The 16151-nt window shown below is 70.6% G+C and carries 15 protein-coding genes and 1 tRNA gene; 11 read left to right on the top strand and 5 right to left on the bottom strand.

Going from position 1 to position 16151, the window contains the following annotated elements; all coding sequences use genetic code 11:
• Window positions 1-2: 2 nt before the first annotated feature.
• Complete coding sequence (locus ACFWCH_RS14225; protein ID WP_378803688.1) at window positions 3-1259, bottom strand: alpha/beta fold hydrolase; 1257 nt, start codon at window positions 1257-1259, stop codon at window positions 3-5.
• Between the two features lie 22 nt (window positions 1260-1281).
• Window positions 1282-1364: transfer RNA gene (locus ACFWCH_RS14220), tRNA-Leu, on the bottom strand.
• 92 nt (window positions 1365-1456) lie between these two features.
• On the opposite strand from ACFWCH_RS14220, the gene ACFWCH_RS14215 reads away from it, so the two are divergent.
• Complete coding sequence (locus ACFWCH_RS14215; RefSeq protein WP_206253382.1) at window positions 1457-2083, top strand: response regulator; 627 nt, start codon at window positions 1457-1459, stop codon at window positions 2081-2083.
• Window positions 2084-2091: 8 nt separating this feature from the next.
• The gene (locus tag ACFWCH_RS14210; protein WP_378803687.1) at window positions 2092-2655 is read left to right on the top strand and encodes a GNAT family N-acetyltransferase; all 564 of its coding nucleotides are present in this window, start codon (window positions 2092-2094) and stop codon (window positions 2653-2655) included.
• Here ACFWCH_RS14210 and ACFWCH_RS14205 read toward each other — a convergent pair.
• Window positions 2630-3058 (bottom strand): hotdog fold thioesterase, encoded by a 429-nt coding sequence (locus tag ACFWCH_RS14205; protein WP_378803686.1) that lies wholly within the window; start codon window positions 3056-3058, stop codon window positions 2630-2632. The two genes, ACFWCH_RS14210 and ACFWCH_RS14205, sit on opposite strands and share 26 nt — an antisense overlap.
• A 45-nt stretch (window positions 3059-3103) precedes the next feature.
• Here ACFWCH_RS14205 and polA point away from each other — a divergent pair, with 45 nt between their 5' ends.
• Genes polA through ACFWCH_RS14170 form a run of 7 tightly spaced genes read left to right on the top strand, consistent with a single transcriptional unit; the run spans window position 3104 to window position 12335 of the window.
• On the top strand, window positions 3104-5737 hold the full coding sequence (gene polA, locus ACFWCH_RS14200; protein WP_205814443.1) for a DNA polymerase I: 2634 nt from the start codon (window positions 3104-3106) through the stop codon (window positions 5735-5737).
• Window positions 5738-5774: 37 nt separating this feature from the next.
• Entirely contained in the window at window positions 5775-7451 is a 1677-nt protein-coding gene (locus tag ACFWCH_RS14195; protein ID WP_136032400.1) for a DUF885 domain-containing protein, read from the top strand.
• A gap of 59 nt (window positions 7452-7510) precedes the next feature.
• The gene (locus tag ACFWCH_RS14190) at window positions 7511-8545 is read left to right on the top strand and encodes an LLM class flavin-dependent oxidoreductase (RefSeq protein ID WP_241115011.1); all 1035 of its coding nucleotides are present in this window, start codon (window positions 7511-7513) and stop codon (window positions 8543-8545) included.
• A gap of 50 nt (window positions 8546-8595) precedes the next feature.
• On the top strand, window positions 8596-9948 hold the full coding sequence (locus tag ACFWCH_RS14185) for an MFS transporter (protein WP_136037342.1): 1353 nt from the start codon (window positions 8596-8598) through the stop codon (window positions 9946-9948).
• Between the two features lie 43 nt (window positions 9949-9991).
• Window positions 9992-10738, top strand: a complete 747-nt coding sequence (locus ACFWCH_RS14180) for an SGNH/GDSL hydrolase family protein (protein ID WP_378803864.1) — start codon at window positions 9992-9994, stop codon at window positions 10736-10738.
• A complete protein-coding gene (locus ACFWCH_RS14175) occupies window positions 10735-11481 on the top strand; it encodes an SUMF1/EgtB/PvdO family nonheme iron enzyme (RefSeq protein WP_247638784.1) in 747 nt (248 codons plus the stop codon). Before ACFWCH_RS14180 ends, ACFWCH_RS14175 begins: the two co-directional genes overlap by 4 nt.
• 41 nt (window positions 11482-11522) lie before the next feature.
• Window positions 11523-12335 (top strand): arginase family protein, encoded by an 813-nt coding sequence (locus ACFWCH_RS14170; protein WP_136045223.1) that lies wholly within the window; start codon window positions 11523-11525, stop codon window positions 12333-12335.
• An 18-nt stretch (window positions 12336-12353) separates the two neighbouring features.
• Here ACFWCH_RS14170 and ACFWCH_RS14165 read toward each other — a convergent pair whose 3' ends face one another.
• Both ACFWCH_RS14165 and ACFWCH_RS14160 read right to left on the bottom strand, forming a co-directional pair.
• The gene (locus ACFWCH_RS14165; protein WP_378803685.1) at window positions 12354-13532 is read right to left on the bottom strand and encodes a DUF4232 domain-containing protein; all 1179 of its coding nucleotides are present in this window, start codon (window positions 13530-13532) and stop codon (window positions 12354-12356) included.
• 4 nt (window positions 13533-13536) lie between these two features.
• Window positions 13537-14874 carry an MFS transporter gene (locus tag ACFWCH_RS14160; RefSeq protein WP_247638782.1) on the bottom strand — a complete coding sequence of 446 codons (1338 nt, stop codon included), beginning with the start codon at window positions 14872-14874 and terminating at the stop codon, window positions 13537-13539.
• 73 nt (window positions 14875-14947) lie between these two features.
• Here ACFWCH_RS14160 and ACFWCH_RS14155 point away from each other — a divergent pair, with 73 nt between their 5' ends.
• Complete coding sequence (locus ACFWCH_RS14155; protein WP_136037347.1) at window positions 14948-15316, top strand: VOC family protein; 369 nt, start codon at window positions 14948-14950, stop codon at window positions 15314-15316.
• A gap of 30 nt (window positions 15317-15346) precedes the next feature.
• A complete protein-coding gene (locus tag ACFWCH_RS14150) occupies window positions 15347-15775 on the top strand; it encodes a pyridoxamine 5'-phosphate oxidase family protein (protein ID WP_247638781.1) in 429 nt (142 codons plus the stop codon).
• Window positions 15776-16151 lie beyond the last annotated feature (376 nt).

Genomic DNA, 16151 nt, shown 5'->3' with positions numbered 1-16151 from the left:
GCTCACCCGCAGGTACCGCGGGCCTCCCGCGGTGCGTCCAGCGTCGGGAGCCACAGGAGGAGCTCGGGCAGGGTCGCGTACGCCGCATAGCCGTGGTCGACCGCCGGGAACCGGTGGTAGGCGACATCCGTCCCCGCCGCGCAGAGGCGGGCGACGTACCCGTCGGTCGCGGCGGGACGCACGAGCTCGTCCGCCTCGCCCTGGCCGACGAGCACGGGGACCGTGATGGGCTGGCCGCCCGCGCTGTTCTCGGCGAGCATCGTCCGCCAGGGCTCGGTCGTGGCGGGATCGGCGGTGACGTAGGAGCCGACCAAGGGCTCGGCGATCGCGTGGATCTCCTCGGTGTGGGTCAGCAGGCAGAGCGCGGCCATGTCGGGAGTCGCAGCCGCGCCCTCCGGGGTCAGGATCGACAGGATGGCCTCCTCGCCGAACCGTTCGGCGTAGGCATCCCGGTAGGCGGCGATGGCGAACGAGGCGATGGTGATCCCGGAGACGTCGACGATGTCGTCGGTCATCAGGGCGTTGAGATCGGCCGCCGGCGCCGCCACCGCCACCCCGCGCACCGACAGCTCGGGCGCGTACGTCTCGGCGCGCTCGGCGGCGAAGAGCGCCGCCTGACCGCCCTGGGAGTGCCCCCACAGCACGACGCGAGCGCTCGTCCCCGCCCCGTCGAGGCGGCCGGCCGCACGCACGATGTCCAGCACGCTGTTCGCCTCCGGGACGCCCAGCAGATAGGACGACGCGCCCTCCACCCCGAGTCCCGGATAGTCGGTGGCCACGACGGCGTATCCCTCGGCGAGCAGCTCGTGCATCCCGGCGATGAGCTCGAACGGATCGAGCGCGAGCGACGGGGCGCACGCCGTCGCCGCTCCCGTGGTCGGGTGCGCCCAGGAGACGACCGTGCGTCCCTTCTCCGGCGCCGGCCCCTCGGGCACGACGACCAGGCCGGACACGGCGATGTCCGAACCGGCCAGGTCGCGGGAGTGGTACAGCACGCGCCACGCTCTCGTGCCGACGGGAGCACTGTCGATCTCCTCGGAGCGGATGAGCGAGCCCGGGGCTCCGGAGGGCAGCGGGGTCGGGGCGGTGACGAAGGCCGGATCGCTCGCGCGCTCCGCCTCCTCCGCGCTCGTGCGCCTGAACACCTCTGCGGCGATCAGGAGCAGGATGACGAGCGCGACCGCCAGGACGACGAGAGTGGCCCGCGCGGTGCGATGCGACCTCCGGGCATGCGCTGCCGGTGCGTCCCCGCTGTGCATAGAGCATGTATAGCGCACCGTGTGCCGGCGGTGGGACTCGAACCCACACGCCCTTTCGGACAAAGCATTTTGAGTGCTCCGCGTCTGCCATTCCGCCACGCCGGCCCGTGTGTCGCGTCTTCGACTGTAGCGCAGGGCGAGCCGATCACCCGGCGCCGATGAGCGCTTCGGCCGAGCGCCGCGCCCTCTCCAGTAGGATGGAGTCCGTGACCGAGCAAGAACAGGCTGAGCAGCCCACGGCATCCGCACCCCGACGCGTCGTCGTCGCCGAAGACGAGTCGCTGATCCGTCTCGACATCGTCGAGATCCTTCGCGACAACGGCTTCGATGTCGTCGGCGAAGCCGGTGACGGGGAGACGGCCGTCGCCCTCGCGACCGAGTTGCGCCCCGACCTGGTCATCATGGACGTCAAGATGCCCCAGCTCGACGGCATCAGCGCGGCCGAGAAGCTGCACAAGGGCAACATCGCCCCGGTCGTGCTGCTGACGGCCTTCAGCCAGAAGGAGCTCGTGGAGCGGGCGAGCGAGGCGGGCGCCCTGGCGTACGTCGTCAAGCCGTTCACCCCGAACGACCTGCTGCCGGCCATCGAGATCGCGCTCGCGCGTCACGAGCAGATCATCACGCTCGAGGCCGAGGTCGCCGACATGGTCGAGCGCTTCGAGACCCGCAAGCTGGTCGACCGCGCCAAGGGACTGCTGAACGAGAAGATGGGCCTGAGCGAGCCCGAGGCGTTCCGCTGGATCCAGAAGGCCTCGATGGATCGCCGCCTCACGATGCAGGACGTCGCGAAGGCCATCATCGAGCAGCTCGCCCCGAAGAAGTAGCCGGTCCGGTGCTCCGCCTCGACGCCGAGCACCTGCTGCGGCCCGTGCGTGCGGGCGACGGCCCCGGCATCGCCGCGGCCTACCGCGCGAATCGTGCACACCTGGCTCCGTGGGAGCCCGAGCGCGACGCCGCCTTCTTCACCGACGAGTGGCAGGAGCGGCACGTCGCGCAGTGCCTGGCGGAAGCCGAGGCGGGACGGAGCCTGCGGTTCGTCGTGGTCGGGGATGATGGCTCGATCCGCGGCCGCGTCAACCTGAACTCGATCGTCCGCGGCGCGTTCTGGAGCGCGGACCTCGGCTACTGGATCGACGCCTCACGGCTGCGGCGCGGGCTGGCCGGGCGTGCGGTGACCCTCGTCGCGGAGCACGCGAGGACGGAGCTCCACCTGCATCGGCTGCAGGCTGCCACGCTGCTCCACAACCTGGCTTCGCAGCGCGTGCTGGCGGGACGCGGTTTCGAGCGCATCGGCCTCGCGCCGAAGTACCTGCGCATCGCGGGGGAGTGGCAGGATCACCTGCTGTTCCAGCTTCTGCTGGAGGAGCCTCTCAGCGCCCCGCGGGAACGTCCTTGATCATGTTGGTGATGCGGATCGTCGAGCAGCGTCGGCCCTGATCATCCGTGACGACGATCTCGTGCACCGTGATGCTGCGTCCGAGGTGCACCGGCGTGCATACCCCGGTGACGGTCCCGGAGGTCGCGGAGCGGGTGTGGGTCGCGTTGATGTCGACGCCGACCGCGAGGCGCCCCTCTCCGGCGTGGAGGTTCGCCGCCATCGAGCCGAGGGACTCGCCGAGCACGACATACGCGCCGCCGTGCATCAGGCCGACGGGCTGGGTGTTGCCGGCGACCGGCATGGTCGCGACGCACCGGTCGACGCCGAACTCCACGAACTCCATGCCCATCTTCTCGGCCAGTGCGCCCATGCCGCGGGCGGCCGCCCACTCGAGCCCTTCGCTGGTCGCGACCTCGCCCATGCATCCTCCTCTGCGGGTGTCCGTGCTCCTCGTTAGGCTGACAGGGTGACGGACTCCGCAAAGCCTACCCTCATGGTCGTCGACGGCCATTCGCTCGCCTACCGCGCTTTCTTCGCCCTCCCGGTCGACAACTTCACGACCAAGGACAACCAGCACACGAACGCCATCTACGGCTTCCTGTCGATGCTGGTGAACCTCATCAAGGCCGAGCAGCCGACGCACCTCGCCATCGCCTTCGACACGTCACGGCACTCGTTCCGCACCGACGAGTACCCCGAGTACAAGGCCACCCGCTCCGAGACCCCCTCCGAGTTCAAGGGCCAGATCCCGCTGCTGCAGGACTGCCTCGCGGCCATGTCCATCCCCGTCCTGACGCAGGAGGGCATCGAGGCCGACGACATCCTCGCCACGCTGTCGACCCAGGGCGCCGCGCAGGGCTACGACGTGCTCGTGGTGTCGGGCGACCGGGACACCATCCAGCTGGTCACCGACGACATCACCCTGCTGTACCCGTCCGTGCAGGGCGTGTCCCAGCTCAAGCGCTACGACCCCACGACCGTGCAGGAGCGCTACGGCGTCCGCCCGGAACAGTACCCCGACATCGCGGCGCTCGTGGGCGAGACCAGTGACAACCTGCCCGGCGTCCCGAAGGTGGGGGAGAAGACCGCGGTCAAGTGGCTCACCCAGTTCGGCTCTCTCGACGAGCTGCTCGATCGCGCCGACGAGATCAAGGGCGTCGTGGGCGGCAACCTGCGCGACCACATCGACGACGTGCGTCGCAACCGCAAGCTGAACCGTCTCCTGACCGACGTCGAGCTGCCGGTGGCCCCGGGAGACCTCGCGGTCACGCCCATCGACGCCCAGGCCGTGCGCGACATCTTCGCCCGCCTGGAATTCCGCACGCTGCTGCCGCGGGTATTCGAGGCGGTGGGCGCGGGCGAGGTGGCCGACGACCCGGCGGCCGTGGTCGAGATGCCCGTTCCCGCGCAGGTGAGCGGCGCCGAGCTCGCCTCGTGGGCTGCCGCGCAGGAGAGCGATGTGGCACTGCGCGTGACGATCGCGGCGGGGGCTCCCGTGCGCCTGGGGGCCGCCACCGAGACGGAGCTGCGCGAGCTCGACTGGTCCGACGACGCGGCCGCGGCTCTTCGCGAGTGGCTCGAGTCCTCTGCCCCGAAGGTGCTGCACGACGCGAAGCCGCAGGTGAAGGCGCTGCGGCGCCAGGGCATCCGGCTCGGCGGACTGGCGTACGACACGAGTCTCGCGGGCTGGCTCCTGCGCCCGAGCTTCCCCGACAAGACGCTGTCCGACCTGGTGCAGCGTTACCTCGGAGAGAAGCTGCCCGAGGCCGACCCCTCGCAGCTGGTGCCCGAGACCGAAGGGGCGACACCGTCGCAGGAGGCCTGGTTCGTCCTCCGCGTGGCCGAGGCGCTGCGCGGCGACCTCCCGGAGCCGGTCGCCGCCGTGCTCACCGACATCGAGCTGCCGACCCTGCTCACCCTCGCCGACATGGAGCTCGCGGGGGTCGCCGTCTCACACGAGGTGCTGTCCACGTTCTCGGGCGAGCTGGCGGCACGAGCGGATGTGCTCGCGCAGGAGGCGTTCTCGGTGGTCGGGCGCGAGTTCAACCTCGGCTCGCCCAAGCAGCTGCAGGAGGTGCTGTTCGAAGACCTGCAGCTGCCGAAGACGCGCAAGACCAAGACGGGCTATTCGACCGACGCCGCGGTGCTGGCCGATCTGCAGGAGTCCCACCCGCACCCGTTCCTGAGCCTGCTGCTGCAGCACCGCGAGGCGACCAAGCTGCGGCAGATCATCGAGTCGCTGGACGGGGCGATCGGACCGGACCATCGGGTGCACACCACGTACGTGCAGACGGGGAGCCAGACCGGCCGGCTGTCGAGCACCGACCCCAATCTGCAGAACATCCCGGTGCGCACCGAGGAGTCACGTCGGATCCGCAGTGCGTTCGAGGTGGGCGAGGGGTACGAGACGCTGCTGACCGCGGACTACTCGCAGATCGAGATGCGCATCATGGCGCACCTGTCGGGCGACGAGGGGCTCATCGAGGCGTTCAACAGCGGCGAAGACCTGCACCGGTTCGTGGGTGCGCGGGTGTTCGGCGTCGAGCCGGGCGATGTCACCCCGGCGATGCGCACCAAGGTCAAGGCCATGTCGTACGGTCTGGTCTACGGGCTGTCGGCGTTCGGTCTGTCGAAGCAGCTGCGCATCGAGCAGGCCGAGGCCAAGCAGCTCATGATCGAGTACTTCGCCCGCTTCGGCGCGGTGCGCGACTACCTGCGCGCGTCGGTCATGAAGGCGAAGGAAGACGGCTACACCGAGACGATCTTCGGTCGGCGCCGCCCGTTCCCCGACCTCGCGAGCCCGAACCGGGTGCTGCGCGAGAACGCCGAGCGTGCCGCGCTCAACGCCCCGATCCAGGGCAGTGCGGCGGACATCATGAAGATCGCGCTGTTCCACATCCACGACGACCTGCAGGCCGCGGAGCTCTCGTCCCGGGTGCTCCTCCAGATCCACGACGAGCTCGTGGTGGAGGTCGCGTCGGGGGAGTGGGATCGGGTCGAGCAGATCGTCCGCACCCGCATGGGCGATGCCGCGCAGCTCTCGGTCCCTCTCGATGTGCAGGTCGGTCGCGGTCGCGACTGGAACGAGGCCGCGCACTGACCTCACCGGCGAGGGGTCGGGGATTAGGCTGGAAACCATGACTTCCGCACCCCGCACCCCCTCCGCCATCGACAAGGTCGCCGATGACTGGGTCGACACCATCGCCGTGCTCGCCCCGACCCTGGGCACCTACATCGGTCGCTCGGAGGTCAACGATCGATTCGGCGACCTGAGCCCGGAAGGCCACGAAGAGGTCGCCGCGGCGACCAGGGCGACGCTCGACAAGCTGTCCGCGCTCGAGCCCGTCGACGCGATCGACGAAGTCACGAAGACCGACCTGAGCGCCGAGCTGCGGCTGGACCTCGAACTGCACGACGCGAAGTGGCATCTGCGCGACCTCAACGTGATCGCCTCCGCGGCGCAGGACGTCCGCGCCGTGTTCGACCTGATGCCGACGTCGACGGTCGACGACTGGGAGGTCATCTCGACCCGTCTCGCGGCGGTCCCTGGTGCCCTGCGCGGGTACGTCGAGACGCTGCGCACGGGGATCGCCGAGGGGGTCACGCCCGCACGGCGCCAGGTCGCGGAGGTCGCGACGCAGATCGACCGCTACATCGCCGATGACGGGTTCTTCGCGGCCTTCGTCGCGCACGCCGACCCGGACGAGGGGCAGCTGCCCGCGTCGCTCGCGCGCACGCTCGCCGACAACTCCGCCGCCGCGCGCGTGGCCTACGGCGAACTGCGCCGCTTCCTCGCCGAGGAGCTCGCCCCCGAGGCGGGGGAGCAGGATGCGGTCGGACGCGAGCTCTACGCCCTCAACTCGCGTCGGTTCCTCGGGGCGACGATCGACCTCGACGAGACGTACGAGTGGGGCCGCGAGGAACTCGCGCGGATGGTCGCCGAGCAGACGGCGATCGCGAACGAGATCCTCCCGGGAGCATCGGTCGAGGAGGCCGTCGCTCACCTCGAGGGCGATCCCGCACGCAAGCTCGTGGGCACGGAGGCACTGCAGGCGTGGATGCAGGAGACGAGCGACCGCGCGGTCGCGGAGCTCGGCGCCTCGCACTTCGACATCCCGGAGGCGATCCGCACGCTCGAGTGCATGATCGCCCCGACGCAGGAGGGCGGGATCTACTACACCGCTCCCACGGACGACTTCTCCCGCCCCGGTCGCATGTGGTGGTCGGTTCCCGAGGGCGTGACCGAGTTCGACACCTGGCGTGAGCTCACGACGGTGTACCACGAGGGTGTTCCCGGTCACCACCTGCAGATCGCCCAGGCCGTGTACAACCGCGCCGAGCTGAACTCCTGGCGCCGGCTGCTGGCGGGAACGTCCGGTCATGCGGAGGGTTGGGCGCTGTACGCCGAGCGTCTGATGGAGCAGCTCGGGTATCTGGACGACCCCGCCGACCGCCTCGGCATGCTCGACGGACAGCGCATGCGCGCCGCTCGGGTGGTGCTCGACATCGGAGTGCACCTCGGCAAGCCCCGCCTCGACGGCGAAGGTGTCTGGGACGCGGATTATGCACTCGACTTCCTGCGCCGCAACGTGAACATGTCGGACCAGTTCGTGCAGTTCGAGGTGAACCGCTACCTCGGTTGGCCGGGGCAGGCGCCGTCCTACAAGGTCGGTCAGCGCATCTGGGAGCAGGTGCGGGATGCGGTCGAGCAGGCGGAGGGCGACGCGTTCTCCTTCAAGGACTTCCATAAGCGCGCACTCGACCTGGGCGGCGTCGGTCTCGACACGCTGCGCAGCGCTCTGCTTCCGCGCTGAGACCACGGGAATGCCCCTTCGGCGTCCGCTGTTCATTCAGCTGAATAGAGAGGCATGACATGGACATCGAATTCGGGCTGGACACCTTCGGGGACATCACGCGGGATCAGGACGGCGAGCTGCTCACGGCGGCGCAGACGATCCGCAACGTCGTCGCTCAGGCGGAACTGGCCGATGCGGTCGGCGTCGACTTCTTCGGCGTGGGGGAGCACCACCGTCGCGAGTTCGCGGTGTCGTCTCCGGAGATGGTGCTCGCGGCGATCGCGGGCCGGACGAAGAGCATCCGTCTCGGCACCGCCGTGACCGTGCTGTCCTCCGATGATCCCGTCCGGGTGTTCGAGAGGTTCGCCACGCTCGACGCGCTGTCCGACGGTCGCGCCGAGGTCGTGCTCGGTCGCGGCTCCTTCATCGAGTCGTTCCCGCTCTTCGGCTACGACCTGCGCGACTACGACACGCTGTTCGAGGAGAAGCTCGACCTGTTCGTGCACCTCCTGGAGGAGAAGCCGGTGACCTGGTCGGGCACCATGCGGGCATCGCTGGAGAACGCCGACGTCTTCCCGAAGACCGAGAAGGGTCTGCGGACGTGGGTCGGCGTCGGCGGCAGTCCGGAGTCGGTCGTGCGCGTGGCACGCCATGGTCTGGGATTGATGCTCGCGATCATCGGCGGACCGGCCGCGCGGTTCCGGCCCTTCGTCGACCTGTACCACCGCTCCGTCGCCTCGTTCGGCACGACGTCGCACCCCGTCGCGGTGCACTCGCCGGGACACATCGCCGACACGGACGCCGAGGCCTGGGACGCCGCGTACTCGGGCTTCGAGGCGATGAACAACACCATCGGACGCGAGCGTGGATGGCCGCCGTACAGCCGTGCGCGCTTCCAGAACGACGTGGGGCCGGAGGGCGCGCTCTATGCCGGTTCGCCTGATCGCGTGGCGACGAAGATCGCCGACACGGTGACGACGCTCGGCCTCGGCCGCTTCGACCTCAAGTACGCCACCGGCACCCTGTCGCACGAGGCGATGATGCGCAGCATCGAGCTGTACGGCACCGAGGTGATTCCGCGCGTGCGGCGCTTGCTGGCCGACCGCGACTGACGACGGCGGGCGGGCGGGCACCGCGCCCGCCCGCCTCTACGATGAGTGGCATGGCCAACACCGCCCTGCCGAGCCGCACCTCGCTCGCCCAGCGCCTCGATGTCCTCCCGTTCACGCGCCGGCACCTGCGAGTGCTCTCCGGCTCCGGGGTGGGGTGGGCGCTGGACGCGATGGACGTCGGTCTCATCTCGTTCATCATCGCGGCTCTCACGCAGCAGTGGGACCTGTCGAAGGGCGAAGCGGGGCTCATCGCATCGATCGGCTTCGTCGGCATGGCTGTGGGGGCGACGCTCGGGGGACTGCTCGCCGACCGGTTCGGCCGTCGTCAGGTGTTCGCCCTGACGCTCCTCGTGTACGGCGTCGCCACCGGAGCGAGCGCCCTCGTCGGGGGAGTGGCGGCCCTGCTGGTGCTGCGCTTCTTCGTCGGCCTCGGACTGGGCGCCGAGCTTCCCGTGGCCTCGACGTACGTCAGCGAGTTCGCCCCGGCACGCATCAGGGGACGCCTGATCGTGATCCTCGAAGCGTTCTGGGCCGTGGGCTGGACCGCCTCCGCGCTGATCGGCTTCCTCGTGATCCCGGCGTCGGAGTCCGGGTGGCGCTGGGCGTTCGCGGTGGGTGCGATCCCCGCCGTCTACGCGCTCATCGTGCGGTGGGGCCTTCCGGAGTCGCCGCGCTGGCTCGCCTCGCGCGGCAGGATCGCGGAGGCCGACCGGATCGTGTCCGCCTTCGAGGCCGAGGCGGGGATGACGGCGGCCCCCGCGATCCGCAAGGAGCCGGCCTCGCGGGCGATCGCCGCCACGGCCGGGGCGAGGCTCGCGACGCTGTGGAACCGGGAGTTCCGCGTGCGCACGCTCTGTCTGTGGCTGGTGTGGCTGTCCGTGAACTTCGCGTACTACGGAGCGTTCATCTGGATTCCGAGCATCCTAGTCGACGCGGGTTTCGACCTCGTGCGGTCGTTCGGCTTCACGCTCATCATCACGCTCGCGCAACTGCCGGGGTACGCGGTGGCCGCGTGGCTGATCGAGGTGTGGGGGCGCCGCGTCACGCTGTCGGTGTTCCTCCTCGGCTCGGCCGTCTCCGCCGTGCTCTTCGGCACCGCGAGCACCGAGGCCGCGATCATCGCGACCGGTATGGCGCTGTCGTTCTTCAACCTCGGCGCCTGGGGGGCACTGTACGCGGTGACACCGGAGATCTATCCGACCTCGCTGCGGGGGACGGGCGCCGGATGGGCCGCGGGCATCGGCCGCATCGCCTCGGTCGTGGCACCGATCGCGGCCCCGGTGCTGCTCCTCGCGGGTGGTGCGCCGGTGCTCTTCGTCGTCTTCGCCGCCTGTTTCCTCCTCGCGGCGGGGGCGTCGTGGGGGCTCGTGGATCGACGCGGTGCAGCCCTCGACGACCGCTGACGCCGCTGTCCGGGCACGGCAATAGGCTGGGTCCGTGACCGATGTGCGATTCGTGGCGATAGGCGACTCCTTCACGGAGGGCGTGGGGGATGTGCTGCCCGACGGGCGCGAGCGCGGATGGGCGGACATCGCGGCACAGGGGTGGGCCGACGCCGCCGGTCACCCGATCCAGTACGCCAACCTCGCGATCCGCGGCAAGCTCGCCTGGCCGATCGTGGAGCAGCAGCTCGAGCCCGCGCTGGCGCTGCGCCCCACCCATCTGTCGTTCAACGGGGGCGGCAACGACATGCTCCGTCCGCGGGCCGATCCCGAGCACATCGCCGACGCGTTCAGCCGCGTGCTCCGGCGCTGCGACGAGGAGGGCGTCATCATGATCCTGCTCTCCGGAGCGAACCCGAGCGGCCAACTGCCCATGGGGTCGCTCGTGCAACGCCGGGGCGACCTGCTGTCGGAGGCCGTGCTGCGCCGCATCGAGGATCGCCCTGATGTGATCCGCGCCCTGAACTGGCCGGACCGCGAGCTCTCGAAGCCGCCGTACTGGTCGGAGGACCGCCTGCACATGAACGCCGCCGGACATCACCGGGTGGCTGCGCGGGTGCTCCACGCACTGGGTTTCGAACCCCCGGAGGCCTGGTGGGCGCCACTCGACCGCCCGGGTCTCGGCCCGTCGGGTCTCGCGTACTATCGCGAGTTCGTGGGTCCCTGGGTGCGTCGCCGGGTCACCCGCACCTCCTCGGGTGACGGGCGCACGGCGAAGTACCCGACCTGGATCGAGTGCACGCCCGCGTGAGCGACATCGAGCTGACGCGCCTTCCCGCCGGAGAGGTCACACTGCACGATGCACGGACGCGTTCGACGCGGCAGGTAACCCTGGAGCCGTTCCTGCTCGGCGTCTTCCCGGTGACGGAGGAGCAACTGGCCGACGTGCTGGGCGTCGCCGTGCGACATCCCCGCCGCCCGGCCGCCGACGTGAGCTGGCTGCGAGCCGTGCACTTCTGCAATGCGGCGTCGGAGTGGGAGGGCTTCGACCCCGTGTACCGCTTCGACGGCGAGGACGTGACCTGGGACACGACGGCGGACGGGTACCGGTTGCCGACCGAGGCGGAGTGGGAGTTCGCGTGCCGTGCCGGCTCCGCGGGCCCGCACTATGCACCACTCGCCGATGCGGCGTGGACAGCGGCTGATCACGTCTCCGCGCCGCAGGACGTCGGCGGGAAGCTGCCCAACCTCCACGGGCTGTTCGACACGCTCGGCAACGTGTGGGAGTGGTGCTGGGACCTGCTCGACCCTGCGCGGTACGACGACTATCGCGTCTTCCGCGGGGGCGGGTTCGCCGACGAGGTGTGGAGCGTGCGTGCGTCCGTCCGCCGCGGGGGAGCGCCCCGGATGCACCATGACGACGTGGGCTTCCGCGTCGCTCGCGGCGGCTTCGACCACGAGGGAGAGGCCCAGGGGTGGTCGGCCGCCGGCGACCGCGCGCGCGCCTCCGTCGACGGGCCGCTGCCGGGCGGCTGGACGCCCCGCCGCCGCTGAGTCGTCGCGGCCGTGCCGGGCGAGGATGGGAGACTGGGGGGATGTCCTCCCCGTTCTCGCTCATCCTGTCCCAGGGCCGTGTGGCCGACCGCACCGACGGGGCCCTGGTGGGCGCCCGGCTCGTGGCCGACGCCCTGTCCGCGCTCCTCGGCACTGACGCGCAGGTGGTGGGCACTCCCGACGCTTCCCGCCAGGACGACTGGAGCGAGGCGCTGCCTGCCGCGGCGACGACGCTCACGGGCCTGCGTCACGCCGTCGACACAGCGATCTCCTCGGGCGCGACCCCGCTGCTCGTGACGAACACCTGCGCCGCGAGCCTCGGCACCCTCCCGGCCGTCGCGGAGCATCACCCCGATGCGGTCGTGCTGTGGATCGACGCGCACGGCGACTTCAACACACCGGACACGACCGGATCGGGCTACCTCGGCGGCATGGTGCTCGCGGCCGCCTGCGGGCTCTGGGACAGCGGTCACGGTGCCGGGGTGGATCCGCGCCAGGTGGTCGTGGTGGGCGGGCGCGACATCGACCCCGCGGAGGCCGAGCTGCTGGCGGCCAACGGCGTCACGGTGCTCAGCCCGGGGGAGAGCACCCCGGAGCGACTCCGGGAGCTCGTCGCCGGACGACCCGTGTGGATCCACGTGGACTGGGACGTGCTCGAGCCCGGGTACATCCCCGCCGCGTACCGCGTGGGCGACGGGCTGCTCCCGCACCAGATCGCCGCGCTGTTCGCCTCGCTCCCGGCTGAGAGTGTCCGCGGTGTCGAGCTGGCGGAGTTCGAAGCGGGCGACGCCGAGGTCCCGGAGCGCGTCAGCGTGGAGCTCGTCCTCGAGACCGTCCAGCACCTGCTGCGCTGAAGACAGGGAGCGTACCGGCTACGGGGCTGCCCCGGCGGACGTGTCGAGCTTCCACGCCGTGACCTCGACGGTGGATCCCGCGACGATGTCGAGCTCGACCGGCCACGAACCGCGCTCCAGCCCCGGAAGGCGAGCTGCGTAGAGCTGCCGTGCCACGAGCGCCCCCGCGGTCGCGTTGGCGTCCCAGCCGAGCACCGCGGTCGCCTGTCCCTGCGGGGGAACGGTGATCGTGGCGCTCCCGTCGTCCGTGGCGAGGAACGACGATCCCGGAACCACCTCGACGTCGAGCGCGTGTCCGTTCTGGTCGGCGAAGGCGATGTCCGGATAGCCCTCGATCACGCACGGCTGCTCGCTCACGTTGACCAGGTGGATCGCCTGGGCCCGGTGTCCTGTGGCTCCGTCCGCTGCACCGAGGAGCAGCGTGGCGCGGTCGCCGGTGCAGGCGTCGGTCTGGAGGGTCGGTGCACCGACGCTCGGAGCGGTCTCGGCGACGGGATCGCCGACGGCGGTCGGATCGATGAGCGCGCCGGTGTCGTCCGTCGTCGCCTGTTGTGCGGCGTTCTCACGGATGATGTCCTGCTGTCGCGCGTCGTCGGCGAGCCCGCCGCCGACGACGAACAGCGCGACGCTGACGAGCGCACTGATCAGCGCGGTGCGCGCTCGAACCGGCGGAGCCGCCTGCCCGTCACGACGGCCGAGGAGGACGGCCGGGATCCAGCCGCTCATCACCGCCCAGTACGTCGTCACGGGAGCGCTTTCCACCACGGCCACGGTGAGTCCGCGCAGGCCGAAGTCCTGCAGGTACGAGATCGCCCGGATCGCGTCCAGCCCGAGCCCGAGCACGGCCCCCGCGATGACGGCGGCGAACCACAGAGCCCAGATGCCGCGGCCGGATGGAGCGACGCGGTCGGACACGAACCAGGTGACCGATGCCAGCACCGCCGCCACGAGCACGAGCAGGACAGGCGTCCATGCCGCCGGGAGGCCCCAGGTGTTGGCCTGGACGGGACCGACGCCGAAGAAGCTGAGGAGTCGGGTGACCACGATGTCGGAGCCCCAGAGCCTCGCGGCACCTCCGGCGAGCAGCCACAGCGCGGCGAGGATCAGACCGGCCGTGACGCCACGGGGGAGGCGAGCGATCCGCCGCCGGTCCGACTCGTCGAGACGGGAAGGAGCCGAGGGGGGAGCGGAGGCCATGCGCTCATCCTAGGGGCGAGCGCCGGCGTCGCTCGGGATCCAGGCCCATGCGGATGCGTGTGCGCTTGCGTTCGATCAGGATGAAGGTCACACCCAGCGCCCAGAGGGGGAGGGGCGCGAGGAACGCCAGCCGGAATGCGTCGAGGGAGTAGGTCTCGGGCGTGCCTGCGCCCTGCACGTCGAGGAGCAGCCCGATCAGGAAGATCGCGAGGAGTGCGGCGATGAAGCCCCCCGCGTTGGTGACGCCGGTGGCGGTGCTCAGCCGGTGGCTCGGGTTGTGGGTGCGGGCGTGATCGAACGCGATCATCGATGCCGGGCCCCCGGTGGCCAGGGCGACGGCGAGCACGGTGAGCAGCCACGCCGGAGCCGGCCCGGGGAGGGCGATCACCGCGATCCATGCCGCCGCCTGCACCCCGACAGCCGGGAGCACGAGGGCGAGGGAACGGTGGTTCGGAAGGCGCCGCGACAGATCGCCGATCACCGGCCCCAGGACCATTCCGGCGACCACGTAGATCGAGATGATCCCAGCGGCAGCCGCGGGCCGAAGCCCTTCGCCGACGGTGAGGAACGGCATGCCCCAGAGGAGGACGAAGGCCGTGCCGGCGAACGGGGTGGTGAAGTGGGACCAGAACGCGAGGCGGGTTCCCGGGTGCGCCCACGCCGCCCGGATTCCGACGCCGGTGTCGATGGCGGACGTGACGACGCGGACGACGCCGGTGTCCGTGTTCACCGTCACGTCCGCGCCCCGCTCCGGCGGATGGTTGCGGATGACGAACCAGACCAGCACCGTGAATAGCAGTCCGAGCCCGGCGATGCTGCCGAACGTGATGCTCCAGCTGGTCGCGTGCAACAGTGCAGCGACGGGTACCAGGGCGATGAGCTGCCCCGCCTGACCGATGATCCCGGTGAACTGCACCATGAGCGGTCCGCGTTGCGCGGGGAACCAGGTCGCCACGAGGCGCAGCACGGCGGGGAATACCGCGGCGTCGCCCGCGCCCAGGAGCACACGCGCGACGATGGCGATGCCGACGCTGGGGGACAGCGCCATGGTGAGCTGCCCGGCCGCCATGAGCAGCATCCCGATCGTGATGATGGGCCGCGACCCGTAGCGGTCGAGGAGCACGCCGATCGGGATCTGCATCCCGCCATAGACCGCCAGCTGGACGACGGCGAACAGCGCGAGGGTGGATGCGTCGGCCTGGAAGCGATCCGCCGCCTCGACACCCACGGCCCCCAGCGAGGTGCGGTTGGTGATCGCGAGCACGTAGGCGGCGACACCGACCGACCAGATGGTCCACGCGCGCCACCCCGGAGAGGCGGATGCGGGGGAGAGGGGCGGCACCGTTCCACGCTACTCCTGCCCGCCGACGCGCCGGACGAGCGCGATGTCGGTGCCCGCCGGTAGCGTGCGCCGCATGACAGGAACCTCGCAGCACCACACCATCGACTATGTCGAGCTCGTCGTCACCGACCTCGCCGCAGCGAAGCAGTTCTATGCGTCGGCGTTCGGGTGGGAGTTCGTCGACTACGGCCCCACGTACGCCGGGATCGCTTCGGGCAGGGGAGACGGCAGCGAGGTCGGGGGACTGCTCCTCGCCGAGGAGCCGCGCCCCGTCGGAGGCCCCCTCGTGCTGCTCTACTCCGACGACCTCGATGCCACGCGCGACGCGATCGAACCCGCCGGCGGGCGCATCCTGCAGGAGCCGTACGACTTCCCGGGCGGACGACGGCTGCACTTCGCGGACCCGTCGGGCAACGAGCTGGGAGTCTGGTCGGCCGCGTGAGTCCGGGGCGACGGCGTTAGTCTCGTGAGCATGGCCATCGATCCCCACGACAGAGTTTCGGTGGTCATGTTCATCCGTGAGCACGGGCGCGGCGTCGCGGCGACCGTGTCAGCGGGCGGCGAGCCGGAGGCCGCGCTCGTTGGAATGGTGGCTCTCGACGATGGGACGATCCTGTTCACGAGCCGCTCCGAGTCGCGCAAGGTCGCGAACCTCGTGGTCAATGGTGCAGTGGCGCTCGTGGTGGGCACAGAGGGGTCGGTGACCCTGCAGCTCGAGGGGAGCGCCGAGGTGGCTTCGGCCGCGCGGGCGAAGGAGCTGGAGCCGGTGTTCTTGCGGCACGCTCCGGGATCGCGCGTGACCGATCCTGGATTCGCGCTCGTCATCGTGCGACCGCGGTGGGTTCGTTCCTACGACGTCTCCGATGCCGTACCCGTGATCGTCGAAGCCCTCTGGAGCTGAGCGGCCGCGTCAAGACCGCGCGAATCCCTACCGGTCGACCGACGGTACTGCGCGACGCACCGCTTGGGCGCTCGTGCAGCGGTGGCGGGTAAGGGCGGCAGGGAGAGGCGGCAGGGTCGACGACCCCACCCGCTTCTCGTCTGACCTGACATAATGTGCATTATCGGTTAATGCACGAGGGGCACCGCGGCCGAGCCACGTCGCCCACACGCTGTCATGATCGAACCCATGAAGGCTGCACACGAACGCCCGATCGAGTTGTGTTGCCTGCTCTGGGGCGCGTCCCGGGCTGGCCGCGGAACTGAGCCGCTATGAAGACGTGGTACTGGCGTTCCTTCCAGACCACGGCGGCGTTCTCCTGCAGCGTGCGATCTCC

The sequence above is a fragment of the Microbacterium sp. NPDC060132 genome, assembly GCF_042729675.1.
Classification (GTDB): domain Bacteria; phylum Actinomycetota; class Actinomycetes; order Actinomycetales; family Microbacteriaceae; genus Microbacterium; species Microbacterium sufflavum.
The sequence above is the reverse complement of the archived record's forward strand: the minus strand, read 5'-3'. Positions and strand labels throughout refer to the sequence as shown.